We start from the raw sequence: 18,013 nt of genomic DNA on the forward strand, positions 1-18,013 counted from the left end.
GTTACTTCGAGGTTACTGTTACTTTTAGTTACAAAGTTACTAAAATAAATTAATCTGCTATAAATTTGCATCGTTAAACATTAAGAAAATATAAAAATGAATAAATTAAAAAACAAAGTAGCAATAGTTACAGGCGCTTCAAAAGGAATTGGTGCTTCTATTGCTGAATATTTTGCTGCTGAAGGCGCAAAAGTTGTCGTAAATTATGCTTCAAGCAAAGAAGGTGCTGATAAAGTAGTAAAAACAATAACAGATAATGGAGGAACGGCAATTGCGGTTCAGGGTGATGTATCAAAAGAATCTGATGTGACAAGATTGTTTGAAGAAACCAAAAAGGCTTTTGGAACATTGGATATTTTGGTAAATAATGCCGGAATTTATCAGTATGCGCCAATTGAAGAATTTTCTGCAGTTTCTTTTCATGATCAGTTTAACATCAATGTTTTAGGATCATTACTTGCGATTCAGGCTTCTTTAAAATTATTTGGTAATAATGGCGGTAACATTATCAATATTAGTTCTGAAGCTGGTAAAACACCGCTTGCAACAGGATCTGTATATTCTGCAACCAAAGCAGCTTTAGATGCTATTACAATTTCTTTATCTAAGGAATTCAGCGGAAGAAACATTCGTATCAACTCGATTTTACCGGGCGTTGTAGAAACAGAAGGTTCTCGCAGTGCAGGTTTTATTGGCAGCGATGCCGAAGCAAAATTTGTTGCCACTACTCCACTTGGTCGTACGGGTCAGCCTGATGATATTGCAAAAGTTGCTGTTTTTCTTGCTTCTGATGATGCGGGTTGGATTACGGGGGAAAAAATTTCTGTTTCAGGAGGAATTTACGGGATATAAATATTCATAATTTAAAATTTAAAAAATGAGCAAATTAAAAAACAAAGTAACTGTAGTTACTGGAGGAAATAGCGGTATTGGTTTTGGTATTGCAGAAGCATTTAAAAACGAAGGCGCTGTTGGAACTGTTACAGGAAGAAATCAAGCAACATTAAATACTGCTGTAGACGCGTTAGGTACAGGTTTTATAGGTATTACGGGCGATGTTACAAATGGGAATGATTTAGAAAATATCTTCAAAAAAACATTTGATAAATTTGGAAAAATTGATGCTTTGGTAGTAAATGCCGGTGGTGTTGTAGACGGCATTCCAATGAGCAGTATAAACGACACTACAGAAGAAGGTTATGATAAATATATGGATTTGAACCTGAAAAGTGCTTATTTCACGGTACAAAAAGCGCTTCCGTATTTAAACGACGGAGCTTCAATTATACTTATCGGTTCGAGTGCTGCGCATCGTGCGGTTCCGGGAATGGCTATTTATTCAGCAGCAAAAGCGGCTATTATATCACTGGCTAAAGGTTTGTCGCTGGATTTACTTTCAAGAAAAATACGTGTAAATACACTTTCTCCGGGTTCGATTAATACGCCTGCTTTTGATAAACTTGTGCCAGAGGAACATGTAGAGCAGGTAAAACAACTTTGGATAGATATTACGCCAGTTGGCAGACAAGGACTTCCGTCTGATATTGGAAACGCTGCTGTATTTTTAGCGTCAGATGAGTCGGCTTTTATAGTTGGTACCGAAATTCTGTCAGATGGTGGTCTTACGAATATTAGTTTGATGAAATAATTTTTATAAATTCAAAAAGAATTACTTAATACATTTAAAAAATCCTCAATCGAATTTATTGATTGAGGATTATAATTAAGTCATAATTGGATTACTCCTTCCCGGTAACTTTAATTCGTGTTACAGTAAGATTGCCATATTTTTCGACATCTTCCTTAGACCATTCATATTCTTTTCCTTTGGGTCTTTTATCGAAGTTCCAGTCTAAAGGTTCTTTTACGTATATAAATAATCCTATAGTAGTTCCGTCAGCCGGCTTTTTCTTGAGTTCTTCTCTGCTCAAGAAGCGGAAAGAGAAATAAGGCGGATAATCAACTGTTCCCATCACAAATTTAATTTCAGGCTTTATTTCTTTCAATAAATCTTTTAAAGGTCTATTGATGAACTTTTGTTCATTTGTTTTTAATTTATATGCATCTGCTGGTATCTGAACCATCTGCTGTGCCTTACAGCCGGTGCTGATTAAAAGAATCAGTACTACTATGATCTTAATTGTATTTTTCATATTTTTCATGTTTTTCATTTTATTGGCATGGAACAGATGAGTAAGAGCCATCTGCATTTTTTACAATTTTAATTCTGTTAAATTTACCGTTGCTTTCTAGTTTCATTAATGTAATTCCAGCATTGTATTTATCCAGAACCGAAGAAATGGATGCTGTTTTAGAATCGATAGAGTTCCCTATTTGAGAATTTATAAAATCAATCTGGTCAAATATAACATTAGGAAATTCAGGAGGATAATTAGGTGATAAATCTGGCGGGTAATTATTTACAAAATTCTTTGCGTTTGGCAGGTTATTAACTACAATAGCATACGTCTGACCTCCGGTAATAATAAATGAAGTCGTGAAGGCAGCATTTTTAGTATTAAGTGTGACCGCTGCATAAATATCTCCTGAAGATAATGCACTGTTATTGGGGTGGTTGTGAATTGCTGCAAAAGCTCCCTGAAGGCTTTCGTTTACTGCGACACCATTTGTTCCTCCATTGTTCATTACGGACTGTGTATAAGGACTTGAGGAACTTGCTGTTCCTCCTAATGTAATACTATGTTCATGACCATCTGCACTGGCCGCCACAACAGCAGCTCTCGCATTGATAAAGCCTTGATTTGTCACAATACCGTTTGTTCTAAGTGCAGCTATGCAGGGATCAACTGGTGGAAGACCATTAGGATAAAGCGGGCCTGAGATTCCCGGCATATACCCCGGTGGAAGATTTCCCCCAGAAGTGGTGTTATCAGGATACCATACCCAGTTACTACAGGTTGAGTAATTGCCTACCGTAACATAATAAGTACATACAAGTTTGCTTGTAGTACTTATTTTTGGGCTGTAATTATGAAAACCGGAAAATTCCCCGTTTTCATATTTTCCTGAGAATGCAATATTATTATCACTTTTCTGAATCGTTATATAGCCTGAATATTCAGAACCAATATTAAGGATATTAAATGATTTGTCATTATTATTTAACAATTCATTTTTGGTAGTATAAACGATATTAAATACATTATATACGCCGGCAACATTTTTAATAAACAACAGGCTCATGCAAGTTTTATAGTCTTGGTCTTCAATAACATTTGTAGAAATATTATTTTTCAATACAATAGGTACTTCAACTGCTTCTTCGCCTCCGTTATTAAGAAGTACAGCGTTATTCCAGTCAACAGTCTGCGTATATTCCAGCGCTTCTAAATTTGGCTTATTATTCTCTAACCATTCTTTTGCTTTACTAATTGTTTTGTCTTTACTTATAATCTCATTGGTGGCGGGTGATTCATTTTCGCAACTATATAAAGTCATAATCCAACAAAACAGCAATCCTTTTGCAATCGGTTTTAATTTAAATCTCATAATTAATTATTGGCTTTTAGTTAATAACTTAGTAAAAGTCTAAACCATCCACTAAACAAGTTGCCGCGAAAAGCTATAAGAATATTAAAATAAGACTTAAAAAAACGTCAGCAGATTTGCTATTGGCATAGTTACAGAGAAAATCGATTATCCGATCACACGATTTATTATCCGTACCCACAACCGTTTAACATACCTAAAAATATAAAACATAAAAAAACTCCATTATTTCTAATGGAGTTTTATATTTTTTTAAAGATTATTTTTCTTTTAGTAATTTTTCTAAAGCCTTAATATGTTTATGTTTAGCTTTTAAAAATTCAAGATTTAATTGTTTAATCGACTAAGAAAAACCGCAATCTTGTCATCCTGACGAAGGAAGGATCTTCGCAAGTAACTCGGCAAAGTTTCTCTGTAGAGCTACTTGCGGAGACTCTGCGTGCCTCAGAGTGACAAACTGGGGCGATAAACTTTACCTACATTTTTTTTATCCGTTAACGCAAATTTATAAACCAGACTGCTATTTTATACCTACAAGGTTTCGAAAACCTTGCAGGAAAGATATCGAGATCTGTAGCCATAAAAAAACTCCCTAAAAATTAAGGAGTTTTTTTATTCTTTTAAGAATTTTTAAGTTTTCAAGATTACTTAAATTGATTTTATCCCAAATTATTTATTGATTAGTTTTTCAAATCTTGCCATCATTTCATCTTTCTCTTTCAACATACGCTCGTATAAAGCAATTTTTTCATCATATAATTGTACAATTTTGTCAATTGGATTAAATGTACAGTTTGGGTTAACTGCATTTAATGTTGATGTATCATTACTTGTAAATGTATTAGAAATAACATTCACAGCTTGCTCTTCATCAAAATTCTGAAAAGCTTCAACGGGAATTTTTAATAATACTGAAATTTGTTTAAGGAGGCTATCTTCAATTACATCTTTTTGCTCCAGCATAGAGATTTTCTTCTGATTCCAATCGTCCCCCAGATCAAAAGCCAATGCCTCTTGTTTAATGCCAAGCATTTCTCTGAAACGTTTTACGTTTCTTCCCTGATGTATTTTTTGTTCCATAATGAATATCGATTTTCTGAAGGCTCAAATATAAAGCAATTTAGTTTGCATTTTCAAAGGTAGAAAAATATAAGCCATAAAAAAAACTCCATTATTTCTAATGGAGTTTTATATTTTTTTAAAGATTATTTTTCTTTTAGTAATTTTTCTAAAGCCTTAATATGTTCATCTTTGGATTTTAAAAGCTCCACATTTAATCGCTTAATTTCTTCTAAAGCCTCTATCCATTTTTCAACAGGATTTACATTAAAAGTTGGATAATAATTATATCCATTTGATTGATCGTTAAAAGTATTAGAAATAAAATTTATCGCTTGTTCTTCATCAAAATTCTGAAAAGCTTCCACAGGGATTTTTAATATATGTGAAATTTGCCTCAACATATCATCTTCAATAACATCTTTTGCCTCCAGCATAGAAATTTTCTTCTGATTCCAATCGTCCCCCAGATCAAAAGCCAATGCCTCTTGTTTGATTCCAAGCATTTCTCTGAAACGTTTTACGTTTCTTCCCTGATGTATTTTTTGTTCCATAATGAATATCAATTTTCTGAAGGCTCAAATATAAAGCAATTTAGTTTGCCTTTCAAAGGTAGAAAAATATAAGGCATAAAAAAACTCCATTATTTCTAATGGAGTTTTTTGTGGGCGATGAGGGGTTCGAACCCCCGACCCCCTCGGTGTAAACGAGGTGCTCTGAACCAGCTGAGCTAATCGCCCTATTTTACTAGGTTGCTATCATTATCTGATTGCGAGTGCAAATATACAGCTAGAATTTGTATTTGCAAGTGTTTTTTAAAATAAAATGAATTATTTTTTAGTATTTCTGTTTACCAATCTATTTTTCAGCTTTTTAAAAAGCAAAGAAAATTTATCTTTTTCTTATCATTTAGTTAAAATACAAAATCTGAGTGGCTAATTTATAATATTCTTTTGTATTCATTTGCTATAGTTATACATTTGCATACCTTAATTGTATATTCAAATGGCAAGATTTCAAGAAAATGATTTACCAAAAGCTAAATTAGACTCTAACTCACTTCAAAAAGCTTTCAGAATTTTTGAATACGGCAAAAATCATAAATGGAAATTTTTCCTGGGTTTGATTTTCTTATTATTAACGAGTGCCACTGCCCTCGCCTTTCCTAAATTAATGGGAATGCTGGTAGATTGTGTCACCAATAAAGACCTTTCGAGGGCCAACGAAATTGCTATTGGTCTTATGGGAATTCTGGTTTTACAGGCTGTTTTCTCTTTTTTCAGGATTTCACTTTTTGTAAATTTTACTGAAAATTCATTATCAAATATTCGTTTTGCATTGTATGAGAATCTGGTTAAACTTCCAATGTCATTTTATTCTCAAAAACGTGTTGGAGAACTTAATAGCAGAATTAGTGCTGATATTTCGCAATTGCAAGACACATTCACCACTACGATTGCTGAGTTTTTACGTCAGTTTATATTAATTATTGGAGGTTTTGTTATTTTGGGAAATATAAGTCCTAAACTAACCTTAATGATGTTGGCAATTGTACCAATTGTTGCTGTTGCTGCAGTAATCTTTGGAAGATTTATTCGTAAATACGGAAAAAAAACGCAGGATAAAGTAGCAGAAAGCCAGGTAATTGTTGAAGAAACTTTACAGGGAATAAGCAATGTAAAAGCTTTTGCTAATGAATGGTACGAAATTCAGCGTTATAAAAATAAGATTAAAGAAATTGTAAAAATTGCCATCAAAGGCGGTCAATACAGAGGTTACTTTGCTTCATTTATTATTCTTTGCCTTTTTGGCTGTGTTGTAGCTGTTGTTTGGTACGGAATTACTTTAACGATTAAAGGTGAAGTTGAAGGTGTTGGTGATTTAATTTCGTTTGTACTTTATACCACTTTTATTGGTGCTTCTTTTGGCGGAATTGCCGAAATGTATGCACAAATCCAGAAAGCTGTTGGAGCAACTGAACGTGTTTTTGAATTGCTGGAAGAAACTCCGGAAGATATAAAAGGTACTCAAAAATCATCTTCTATAGAAAAATTAAAGGGAATTGTAAGTTTCAAAAATGTTGCTTTTAGTTATCCTTCCCGTAAGGAAGTTGAAGTTTTAAAAAATGTCAATTTTAATGCTGAATTTGGTCAAAAAATCGCCATTGTTGGTCCAAGTGGAGCAGGAAAATCAACTATTTCGTCTCTTTTATTACGTTTTTACGATATTACATCAGGAGAAATTTTGGTTGATGGAAAAAACATCTACGATTATGATTTAGAAAATCTTCGTGGAAATATGAGTATTGTTCCACAAGATGTAATTTTATTTGGCGGAACGATCAGAGAAAATATTGCTTACGGAAAACCGGATGCAACAAACGAAGAAATTATGCTGGCAGCAAAACAAGCCAATGCACTAAATTTTGTTGAAGGTTTCCCTGAAAAATTTGAAACTCTTGTTGGAGAACGCGGCGTAAAATTATCAGGCGGACAACGCCAGCGTATTGCAATTGCAAGAGCACTGCTTAAAAACCCAAGTATTTTAATTCTTGACGAAGCAACATCATCTTTAGACAGCGAAAGCGAAAAACTGGTTCAGGAAGCATTAGAAGTTCTAATGGAAGGAAGAACAAGTATTATTATTGCGCATCGTCTTTCGACCATTAGAAACGCAGATAAAATTTTAGTTCTGGATAACGGAAAAATCACGGAAGAAGGAACACATCAGGAATTAATAAACCTTGAAAACGGAATTTATAAAAATTTAAGTAATCTTCAGTTTAGTAATTCGTAGATATTGTAGGTTTTAAAAACCTGTCGGGTTTAGAATGCATAAAAAAAGCTCCAATAATACTTGGAGCTTTTTTAGGTAAACTGTAAACTGAGACTGAAATTTACTTCCCTTTTCTACGCTTACGTTCTGCTTTTATCATCGATAATTCGCGGCTTGTTTGTCCGGCTACAGAAGTATTTTCTTCAGCACGACGAATCAAGTATGGCATAACATCTTTAACCGGACCAAACGGAAGATATTTAGCAACATTATAACCGTTTTCGGCTAAGTTGTAACTAATATTATCACTCATTCCGTATAATTGCCCAAACCAGATTTTATTCTCATTTTTGGAAATTCCTTTTTCCTGCATCATTTCCATCAATTTATAAGAACTCAATTCGTTGTGAGTTCCTGCAAAAATTGACATTATTTCTAAATGCTCTAACATATAATGTACGGCAGCATCATAATTAATATCTGTAGCTTCTTTAGAAACACAAATTGGCGAAACATATCCCTTTTCTTCTGCTCTTTTGTGTTCTTTTTCCATATAAGCGCCACGAACCAGTTTCATTCCAATAAAGAAACCTTCATTTTTCGCAATTTCATGCAATTTTTTCAAATAATCCAAACGATCCCAACGGTACATTTGCAAAGTATTAAAAACAATTGCTTTTTCTTTATTGTACTTGCGCATCATATCGGTAACCAAATCATCAGCAGCATCCTGCATCCAGCTTTCTTCACCATCAATTAACAGGGCAACATCTTTTTTATGTGCTTCGCCGCAAACCTGGTCAAAACGAGCTACTACTCTATCCCACTCTGCTTGTTCTGCAGGAGTTAACGTTTGTTTTTCGCCTAGTTTCTCATACAATTCAAAACGCCCAAAACCAGTTGGTTTAAAAACTGCAAACGGAATCGCCAAACGTTCTTTAGCAAATTCAATAGTTTTTAAAGTCATTTGTAAAGCCGCATCAAATTGCTCCTCTTCTTCTTTTCCTTCAACTGAATAATCTAAAACAGATGAAACTCCTTTGGTAAACATTTTGTCAACTACTGTAATACAATCGTCTTCGTTTACACCACCACAAAAATGGTCAAAAACAGTTGCGCGAATTAATCCTTCAACAGGAAGATTTGCTTTAATAGCAAAATTTGTAACAGCAGTTCCTATTCTTACCAAGGGCTGGCTGTCGATCATTTTAAAAAGAAAATAAGCTCTATCAAGTTCTGTATCGCTTTTTAGCGAAAATGCAACTTGTGTGTTATCGAATATTTTTTCCATTAAGGTCAGTTTTTTGTGCAAATATAGATAGACTTTTGAATATTATTTAGTAATAAGTGTCATATTTTTTCATATTGTTAACTAGGAAATAAGTTTTATGGTGAGAGTTTACTTCTTTGTGAAATTTTGGAATAAACGCTTTAAATCTTAATTAGAATTATTTATTGTAAAACAAATTAGACAGTTGTAAAATATTATTTATTTAATAATAAAGATGTTAACATTTTGAAAGTAAGAAAAAAATTATATTTCATTTGTTTTTTTAACAAGATTAAACGTAAAAAAATTATATTTGCAAAAATTATATTTTTATTATGTATAATATCCGCGCAAGCACAAATAGCGAAATATCACTAATTCCAAATTTTATTGTCTTACTTTTTACTGGATTGATTTTGGTAGTCGATTTTTTACCTCATAAAGGTATGACAACTATAAATCCGCAATTTTTATATTTATCATTATTAAATTTAGTATTCGGTATTTATGTTTGTTTCAATTTAAAACTTATCTCTAAAGATCTGGTTCCAATATTAAAAAAAAGTTATATTTTTAGAAGTTATTTAGTTTTTTTATTTATCTCACTATTATCTATTATTGTTGCTGGCAACACTTCTCTTTTTTTTACAAAAATTACACAACTATTAATTGTATTTTGTTTGTTTATAAACCTTTGTATTTTATTAAAAGACAAAATTGATCTACTTTACAAAATTATTATTATTATTTCTATTGGTGCTTTTTTTCAGAGCTGGCAGGTATTCAACGAATTTATGCAAACTTATAAAGCTTCTATTGACAGCGCTTTGATCAGAATGACTGGAAACGCAGGTAATGTTAATATATTAGCTGCCAGTTTAACCATAAAAATTCCATTTTTATTATTAGGCATTACCCATTTTACCAATTATAAAAAATTACTATTATTAATTACGTTACTCCTTGTAACTACGGTAATTTTTTTAACAGGAGCCAGAACAGCCTTACTTAGTACTATTTTAATCTTTTTGATTTATATTTTTTCTTACTTAAAAATAAATTCTTTTAGTAAAGCTTACCTTCTCAAAGTTTCAATTCTAATTTTACCTCTCTTAATTTCTATATTTATTTCAACTAATATGTTTAAAAAAACGACTAATAGTCGTTATGTTTCTATTGACAATAAACTTCAGCAAATAAATACAGAAGATGCCTCATCTCAGGCAAGATTAAGATATTGGGGAAATGCTATAAAACTATCCAAACAAAACCCTTTCTTAGGTGTTGGATTAGGAAATTACCTTATAGAATCAATACCATATGAGGCGACAACTGAAAATGATTCTATTGTTTCATTAAATACCCATAATGATTTTCTGGAAATTACTGCCGAAACAGGAATAGTAAACGGATTCGTTTTTTTATCACTTTTTGTATTTGTTTTCTTTGTCAATGCAAAAAAAATCATCTACTCTACTGATCCTGATGTAAGGACTGTTGCAATGTTAACCTTAATGCTAGTAGTAGTATATGGAATGGATTCACTATTCAACTTCCCGTTATACAGACCCACAATGCAAATTTTTCTGTCATTATTATTATCGTTAACCGTGATAAACAAACTTGTTTTAGATGATTTTAAATTACTAAAAAACCATAAAATCAAATTATACCCAATTTTGCTTTTAGTGACAATAATTACAACTTACTCTGCCTATTTAATCAATAAAGCTTCAACTTTAGAAGATTTAATTAAGAAAGATGATATTAATCATCAGACTAAAGGAGCTTTAACAGGTGATGAAGTAATAAGTCGATTACCATTATATCCTAATGTTTTTAACACCTCAGAAGCCTATTACGAATACGCAGGTATTTATTATTTACGTGAAAAAAACTATGAAAAAGCATATGTTTGTTTTTCTAAAGCAAGCAAAATCAACCCATATACTGGTAGGATAAATTATTATAAACATTTAATTTCCAAAGAAAAAAACAATGTCGACAGTGCGTATGTTTATATTAAAGAAGCTTTTTACTTACGCCCTAGAGATTTATTTTACTATCAACATTCAACTAGTTTAGCCGCAGTAAAAAAGGATACTACGGAAATACTTAAAGAATATAAATTATTTTCAAAATACAGAAAGATTGCGGAAACCTGGAGTATTCCGGCTACTGAATTGCAAAAAGCAAAATATAATGAGAAGAGTTTAAATAGCTTTATAGATCACGGATTAAAAGAAATGCCAAATGATAGTACTTTAAAAAAATTAAAGAGCAATCTTCTAGTAAAAAAATACACTTTGGATGGGCAGGTATTGTTATCACAATCAAAATTTAATGAATCACTTGAATCTTTTAAAGAAGCATTAAAAATAGATCCTAAAGATGCGTACTTACTACAAAGTATTGGTCTAAATTATTATTATTCAAAAAATTATATCCAAGCTTTGACTTACTTTCTTGATGCAGTAAAATATCCAGGTTTAAATAATGGATTAGCAGAGTACTATATTGGTATTTGTTACTTAAAAAATAATGATCAGAAAAATGCCTGCAAATATTTTAATTTGTCTAAAGCTAAAAATTTTGGAGGAGCACAACAGCAATTAATTAAAGAATGTAAGTAATAAGTCTTAATTTAGTTTTTAAATAAAGTAAATAATTTAAACCTTAATTAGAATGATTCATTTTAAAACAAATTAGCACAAAAGTTTGAATATTATTTCCTTAAAAATGCCTTATTTTGCGGTTTCAATTAACCCGTGAAATATGCAGTCTATTCAAGCCAATAATTATCTCGTACATTTTAACCAAAATGCTTACGAAGCCTTAAATACACATTTAAAAGAAAATAAATATTCTAATTTGTTTATTATAGTTGATAATCAAACAAATGAATACTGCTTGCCTAAATTTTTGCCTTTACTTGAAACTGATTTAACTATAGAAATCATCGAATTTGAAGCCGGTGAAGCCAATAAAAATATTGAAACCTGTATTCAAATCTGGAACGTACTTACGGAACTTGGTGCTGACAGAAAATCTCTTGTAATTAATCTTGGCGGCGGCGTTGTAACTGATTTGGGCGGATTTGTAGCTTCAACTTTTAAACGTGGCGTTGATTTTATAAATATTCCAACTACCTTATTATCTATGGTTGATGCTTCTGTTGGAGGAAAAACAGGCGTTGATCTTGGAAATCTTAAAAACCAGATTGGTGTTATCAACGTTCCTCAAATGGTTTTAATTGATACACAATATCTTGAAACTTTACCACAAAGCGAAATGCGTTCCGGTCTGGCAGAAATGCTAAAACACGGTTTAATATATGATGCTGCTTACTGGAGACAATTTTTAGACTTAAAATCAATTGATTACGCAGATTTTGACGAATTAATTTATCGTTCTGTCGAAATTAAAAATGAAATTGTAATTCAGGATCCAACAGAAAAAAATATTCGTAAAGCCTTAAATTTCGGTCATACTTTGGGTCACGCCATCGAAAGTTACTTTTTAGAAAGTGAAACCAAGAAAACTTTGCTGCATGGTGAAGCGATTGCTGTTGGCATGATTCTGGAAAGTTATATTTCGTTGCATAAAAACTTAATTACAGCGGCAGAATATACCGAAATTAAAACCGCAATTCAGGATATTTATGATCACATCGCATTTGAAGAAAATGACATCGAACCTATATTAGAATTACTTGTTCACGACAAAAAAAATGAATATGGATTAATTCAATTTGCATTGATTGAAGCAATCGGAAAGATAAAAATTAATCAATCCGTTGAAAATAAATTGATTCTGAATGCGTTTCAGGATTATAAATCTTAAACTTTTTTTAATCAAAACCTTTGCTTTAGGTATATATTATTTTTTACATTTGCCACGATGAAAACAAACAATAAACAAAGACAGTTTAGTTCTTATAGAAACCGGCTCAATAGTTCTTTACTAAGAATGTTGAATCGTTTTTATAATAGTAAAAGTCCGTTTTGTTTTGATGTTTTCCTTTGCTCAAAAGCCGAACACGAAAAACTGCAAATCATATTTGCCAATATTAGGGTTTGAATTTAAGATTATTATCGTATCTTAAATTAAAATTACAATCCTAAAATATTGAAAAATAAATGAATACAAAATATTCTGATCTAATAAACCAAACATACTACTTTCCACAAGAGGAATTTAAATTAAACAAAGACAACTTACAATTTCACAATATCGACTTGATGAAATTAGTTGAACAATATGGTACGCCATTAAAGTTTACTTATTTGCCTCAGATTTCTGAAAATATCAACAAAGCAAAAGCCTGGTTCAGAAAATCAATGGAAAAAAACAAATACGAAGCAAAATATTACTACTGTTATTGTACAAAAAGTTCTCATTTTGAATATATTATGAATGAAGCTTTCAAAAACAACATTCATATTGAAACATCTTCGGCGTTTGACGTTAATATTGTGGAGAATTTGCTGGAGAATGGTAAAATCAACAAAAGTACTTACGTTATTTGCAATGGTTTTAAAAGAGATGAATACATCAGTAATATTGCAAGATTAATTAATAACGGACATAAAAACACCATTCCGATTATTGATAATTACGAAGAACTTGATTTGCTTCAGGCAGAAATTAAAGGAAAATTCAAAATTGGAATTCGTATTGCAGCTGAGGAAGAACCTAAATTTGAGTTTTATACATCTAGATTAGGTATTGGATATAAAAACATAGTTTCGTTTTACAAGAAACAAATTCAGGAAAATGATAAACTAGAGCTGAAAATGCTTCACTTTTTCATTAATACCGGAATAAACGATACAGCATATTATTGGAATGAGTTAGTAAAATGTATTAAAGTATACATTGCGCTTAAAAAGGAATGCCCTACTCTTGATGGATTAAACATTGGAGGTGGTTTCCCGATTAAAAACTCGCTTGCTTTTGAATATGATTATCAATATATGATTGATGAAATTATTAATCAGATTAAAATCGCCTGCGATGAAGCAGAAGTTGACGTTCCTAATATTTTTACAGAATTTGGGTCATTTACTGTAGGCGAAAGCGGTGGCGCTATCTATCAGATTTTGTATCAAAAGCAACAAAATGACAGAGAAAAATGGAATATGATTGATTCGTCATTCATTACTACTTTGCCGGATACTTGGGCTATAAATAAGCGTTTTATTATGCTGGCGGTAAACCGTTGGAACGATACTTACGAACGGGTTTTATTAGGAGGATTGACTTGTGATAGTGACGATTATTACAATTCAGAACAAAATATGAACGCGATTTATTTGCCTAAATACAACAAAGAAAAGCCATTGTATATTGGTTTCTTTAATACTGGTGCGTATCAGGAAACTATTGGAGGTTACGGAGGTTTACACCACTGTTTGATTCCACAGCCTAAACATATTTTAATAGATCGTGACGAAAACGGAATATTAGCAACTGAGGTCTTCTCAGAACAGCAAACTTCTGACGATGTATTGAAAATTTTAGGATATACAAAAAAAGTATAAAAAAAAACCTGCAAATTAAATGTTAATATCCATAAAATTATTAATTTGCAGTACCATCCCAAAAGGTTAACTTTTAATTCAAAAAAAAACAAAAACAAAACAAAATGAAAGGACCAATCAGTCAGTTTATTGAAAAACATTATTTACACTTTAATTCTGCTTCTTTAGTCGATGCTGCAAAAGCATACGAACAACAATTGGCAAATGGTGCTAAAATGATGGTAAGTATGGCTGGCGCTATGAGTACAGCAGAAATTGGTAAAATTTTTGCCGAAATAATTAGACAAGATAAAGTACAGATCATTTCATGTACCGGAGCCAATCTAGAAGAAGATATCATGAATTTAGTAGCACACTCTCACTACGAAAGAGTGCCTAACTATCGTGATTTGACACCAGAAGACGAATGGGCTTTGCTTGAAAGAGGATTAAATCGTGTTACTGACACTTGTATTCCTGAGCATGAAGCATTTCGTCGTTTACAAAAACACATTTATAAAATCTGGAAAGATGCTGACGATAAAGGTGAGCGTTATTTCCCACATGAATTCATGTATAAAATGCTATTATCCGGTGTTTTAGAAGAATATTATGAAATAGATTTAAAAGATAGCTGGATGTATGCAGCTGCAGAGAAAAACTTACCTATTATTGTACCGGGATGGGAAGATAGTACGATGGGAAATATCTTTGCTTCATACGTAATTAAAGGAGATTTGAAAGCTTCTACCATGAAATCAGGAATTGAATATATGGTATTCCTTTCTGATTGGTATCCAAAAAATAGCGCTAACGGAATTGGATTTTTCCAAATTGGTGGTGGTATTGCAGGAGATTTTCCTATTTGCGTTGTGCCAATGCTGTATCAGGATATGGAAATGCATGATATTCCGTTTTGGTCTTATTTCTGCCAAATTTCAGATTCAACAACCAGTTATGGTTCTTATTCCGGAGCAGTTCCAAACGAGAAAATCACTTGGGGTAAATTAGATATTAAAACCCCTAAATTTATTATTGAGTCGGATGCTACAATCGTTGCACCGTTAATTTTTGCTTACTTATTAGATTTATAGGATATTTATGAAAAGAGTTATAGTAGACTACGCTAAACTTACCAACGAAATTTTGAACCTTTTGGTAGAGAAATTTCCTGATGGTTATGATGATTCGGATGTAATCCGTTTTAGAAATGCTAAAAACGAATTGATCGAAGCTGTTGAAGTTCGTACAGAAGACACTATTTATTTAGTAAAAATTAGTACTAAACTTGCCGACAGAATTGAAAATTACGATGAAGATGATGATATCGACGTAGATGTTGATGTAATCGAACCAGTAAAAGGTCTTGATCTTGATGACGATATTGATGACGACGATGATGATGATAATCTAGACAAACCAGATGTTGATGGCGGAGACGATGATGACGATGAGGATAAAGATCCGGATGATATTGCTGACGAAGATGATGAAGACGATGAAGATTAATTCATCTCTTTAAAAATAAAGTAAAGGAACTCAATTCGGGTTCCTTTTTTTGTTTAGATTACTAATTTCAAAATATCAATGTGATTTTAAATTATAAGAAAAATTATACAATTTGTTATTTCTTCCTATATTTACTGCCATAAATTATAAGCCATGAATTCAGAAATACTGCACGCCAAACTAAAAGAAAATTTTGGTTTTGAAAAATTCCGACCTAATCAGGAAACTATTATAAACACCATACTTTCTGGACAGGATGCACTGGCAATAATGCCAACCGGTGGCGGAAAATCGATTTGTTTTCAATTACCCGCTTTAGTTTTGCCAGGAATTACAATTGTCATTTCTCCCTTAATTGCCTTAATGAAAGATCAGGTTGATAGTTTAAAAACCAACGGTATTTCTGCCTGTTACATAAACAGCAGCCAATCCAGCGAAGAACAGCAGTTTTATATTGATAATTTAAAATCCAATACCTTTAAGCTTGTTTATATTGCTCCTGAAAGTTTATCTTATCTTGATGTAGTTTTTAATGAATTGACAGTCAGCTTAATTGCAATTGATGAAGCGCATTGTATTTCATCATGGGGACATGATTTTAGACCGGCTTATACTAATTTAGGATATTTAAAAAGCCGCTTCCCTTCTACTCCCGTTCTGGCTTTGACTGCTACTGCAGATAAGGCAACACGAACGGATATTACAAAACAATTAAAATTAAGAAATCCAAAAACTTTTGTTGCTTCTTTTGATCGTAAAAATTTAAGTCTGGAAGTTCGCCCGGCTTTAGACAGAGTAAAACAGATTATTGATTTTGTAGAAAATAGACCAAATGAATCAGGTATTATTTATTGCCTGAGCAGAAAAACTACAGAAGAACTCGCAGATAAGTTATTGAAAAACGGCATAAAAGCAAAAGCCTATCACGCCGGTTTAGATAATAAACTCCGTGCAAAAACGCAAGATGAATTCATCAATGATGATTGTCAGGTCGTTTGCGCAACAATAGCTTTCGGAATGGGAATCGATAAATCTAATGTACGCTGGGTAATTCATTATAATTTGCCAAAAAACATTGAAGGTTATTATCAGGAAATTGGTCGCGCAGGACGTGACGGATTGCCTGCTGAAACGGTTTTATTTGAAAGTTATGCCGATGTAATTCAACTTCAGAAATTTGCTTCAGAAGGATTAAACTCTGATGTTCAGTTGGCTAAACTGGAAAGAATGAAGCAATATGCCGACGCTTTGAGTTGTCGACGCAAAATTCTACTCTCCTATTTTGGCGAACTGGTGAATGAAAATTGTGGGAATTGCGATATTTGTAAAAAACCACCCGTATTTTTTGACGGAACAATTTTGGCACAAAAAGCATTGTCCGCCATTAGCCGTTTGCAGGAATCTGAGCCTTTGGCTGTAATTGTAGACTTTTTAAGAGGCTCAAAAAACGCGTATATCTACGAAAAAAATTATCAAAGCTTAAAGACGTACGGAATTGGCGCCGACATTTCATGGTACGACTGGAATCAATATCTTATTCAGTTAATTAATTTAGGATATTGTGAAATTGCTTTTCATCAGCACAATAAAATTTTGCTCACCTCTTTTGCAAGAAAGGTTTTGTTTGAAGGAGAAAAAGTAAAATTGACCACTGTTGTTAAAAAAGTAATTGATAAAAACGAAATCAAAGAAACAAAAGCCAAAACAGCAAAAAATTCTCTTTTTGAAATACTGCGAAAATTACGCTATGAAATTTCAAAAGATGAAGAAGTTCCTGCGTATGTAATTTTCAGTGACGCTGCTTTAAGACAAATGGAAACGTTACGACCAATGAGCGATGAAGAATTTCTTGCCATTGATGGTGTTGGTAAAGCCAAGCTTGAAAAATACGGCTCAGAATTTATAGATGCCATTGTTTATTACGAAAAAGTAAAAAAAGAAAATAGTAAAGTAAAAAAAGAAAGCAACACCTATAAAACAACTTTAGAGCTTTTTGAAAATGGAGATTCTATAGACGAAATTGCCGGAAAACGAAATCTGGGGCGCACTACAATTGTTTCGCATTTAGCGAAATTGTATGCAGACGGTCATAATATTGATATAAATCAGTTTGTTACTGAAAAAGAAGTAAAACTACTTCACAAAGCACAAATAGAACTAGAATATCCAACTGCTCTAAAACCTTACTACGATTATTTTGAAGAAAAAGTTTCTTACGATACAATTAGATTTGGACTTGCGATTGTAGAGAGAAATAAGTAGAATTCGCATTTTATGTCATTGCGAGGAACGTGGGATCTCTGTAAGTAACGCGTCAAAGAAATACTATTCGTATTTTATGACAAGATTCTGAAAACAAAAAAATCCT

Annotated in this window: 14 protein-coding genes and 1 tRNA gene; 9 read left to right on the forward strand and 6 right to left on the reverse strand. The window is 32.3% G+C overall.

The genetic code is table 11. The annotated features are described in order from the left end of the window. Positions 1–96 precede the first annotated feature (96 nt). Positions 97–852, forward strand: a complete 756-nt coding sequence (locus OLM54_RS06030; protein WP_264537693.1) for an SDR family NAD(P)-dependent oxidoreductase — start codon at positions 97–99, stop codon at positions 850–852. A gap of 25 nt (positions 853–877) precedes the next feature. Next, entirely contained in the window at positions 878–1,648 is a 771-nt protein-coding gene (locus OLM54_RS06035; RefSeq protein ID WP_264537694.1) for an SDR family oxidoreductase, read from the forward strand. Between the two features lie 91 nt (positions 1,649–1,739). Here OLM54_RS06035 and OLM54_RS06040 read toward each other — a convergent pair whose 3' ends face one another. From OLM54_RS06040 to OLM54_RS06060, 5 genes are all read right to left on the reverse strand, one after another. Next, the gene (locus tag OLM54_RS06040) at positions 1,740–2,153 is read right to left on the reverse strand and encodes a hypothetical protein (RefSeq protein WP_264537695.1); all 414 of its coding nucleotides are present in this window, start codon (positions 2,151–2,153) and stop codon (positions 1,740–1,742) included. Between the two features lie 19 nt (positions 2,154–2,172). Then, positions 2,173–3,510 carry a hypothetical protein gene (locus tag OLM54_RS06045; RefSeq protein ID WP_264537696.1) on the reverse strand — a complete coding sequence of 446 codons (1,338 nt, stop codon included), beginning with the start codon at positions 3,508–3,510 and terminating at the stop codon, positions 2,173–2,175. A 669-nt stretch (positions 3,511–4,179) separates the two neighbouring features. Next, complete coding sequence (locus OLM54_RS06050) at positions 4,180–4,590, reverse strand: helix-turn-helix domain-containing protein (protein WP_264537697.1); 411 nt, start codon at positions 4,588–4,590, stop codon at positions 4,180–4,182. A gap of 125 nt (positions 4,591–4,715) precedes the next feature. Beyond that, positions 4,716–5,123 (reverse strand): helix-turn-helix domain-containing protein, encoded by a 408-nt coding sequence (locus OLM54_RS06055; RefSeq protein ID WP_264537698.1) that lies wholly within the window; start codon positions 5,121–5,123, stop codon positions 4,716–4,718. Between the two features lie 111 nt (positions 5,124–5,234). Then, positions 5,235–5,309, reverse strand: a tRNA-Val gene (locus OLM54_RS06060). 265 nt (positions 5,310–5,574) lie between these two features. Between OLM54_RS06060 and OLM54_RS06065 the strand changes: the two genes are divergently transcribed. Further along, positions 5,575–7,365, forward strand: coding sequence for an ABC transporter ATP-binding protein (locus OLM54_RS06065; protein ID WP_264537699.1), 1,791 nt, complete (start codon positions 5,575–5,577; stop codon positions 7,363–7,365). Between the two features lie 100 nt (positions 7,366–7,465). Here OLM54_RS06065 and OLM54_RS06070 read toward each other — a convergent pair whose 3' ends face one another. Next, on the reverse strand, positions 7,466–8,635 hold the full coding sequence (locus OLM54_RS06070) for a proline dehydrogenase family protein (RefSeq protein WP_264537700.1): 1,170 nt from the start codon (positions 8,633–8,635) through the stop codon (positions 7,466–7,468). A gap of 314 nt (positions 8,636–8,949) precedes the next feature. Here OLM54_RS06070 and OLM54_RS06075 point away from each other — a divergent pair, with 314 nt between their 5' ends. The 6 genes from OLM54_RS06075 (at position 8,950) to recQ (ending at position 17,907) form a co-directional block, all read left to right on the forward strand. After that, a complete protein-coding gene (locus OLM54_RS06075; RefSeq protein ID WP_264537701.1) occupies positions 8,950–11,247 on the forward strand; it encodes an O-antigen ligase family protein in 2,298 nt (765 codons plus the stop codon). A gap of 142 nt (positions 11,248–11,389) precedes the next feature. Beyond that, entirely contained in the window at positions 11,390–12,457 is a 1,068-nt protein-coding gene (gene aroB, locus OLM54_RS06080) for a 3-dehydroquinate synthase (protein ID WP_264537702.1), read from the forward strand. A 296-nt stretch (positions 12,458–12,753) separates the two neighbouring features. After that, a complete protein-coding gene (locus OLM54_RS06085; RefSeq protein ID WP_264537703.1) occupies positions 12,754–14,157 on the forward strand; it encodes an arginine decarboxylase in 1,404 nt (467 codons plus the stop codon). 104 nt (positions 14,158–14,261) lie between these two features. Continuing rightward, entirely contained in the window at positions 14,262–15,230 is a 969-nt protein-coding gene (locus OLM54_RS06090; RefSeq protein ID WP_056253513.1) for a deoxyhypusine synthase family protein, read from the forward strand. Positions 15,231–15,237: 7 nt separating this feature from the next. Then, the gene (locus OLM54_RS06095) at positions 15,238–15,645 is read left to right on the forward strand and encodes a DNA primase (RefSeq protein WP_264537704.1); all 408 of its coding nucleotides are present in this window, start codon (positions 15,238–15,240) and stop codon (positions 15,643–15,645) included. Between the two features lie 153 nt (positions 15,646–15,798). Then, positions 15,799–17,907: a DNA helicase RecQ gene (gene recQ / locus OLM54_RS06100; protein WP_264537705.1), complete on the forward strand. Its 2,109-nt coding sequence runs from the start codon at positions 15,799–15,801 to the stop codon at positions 17,905–17,907. The last annotated feature ends 106 nt before the right edge of the window (positions 17,908–18,013 follow it).

The organism is Flavobacterium sp. N1736 (assembly GCF_025947065.1).
In the GTDB taxonomy this organism is placed as follows: Bacteria; Bacteroidota; Bacteroidia; order Flavobacteriales; family Flavobacteriaceae; genus Flavobacterium.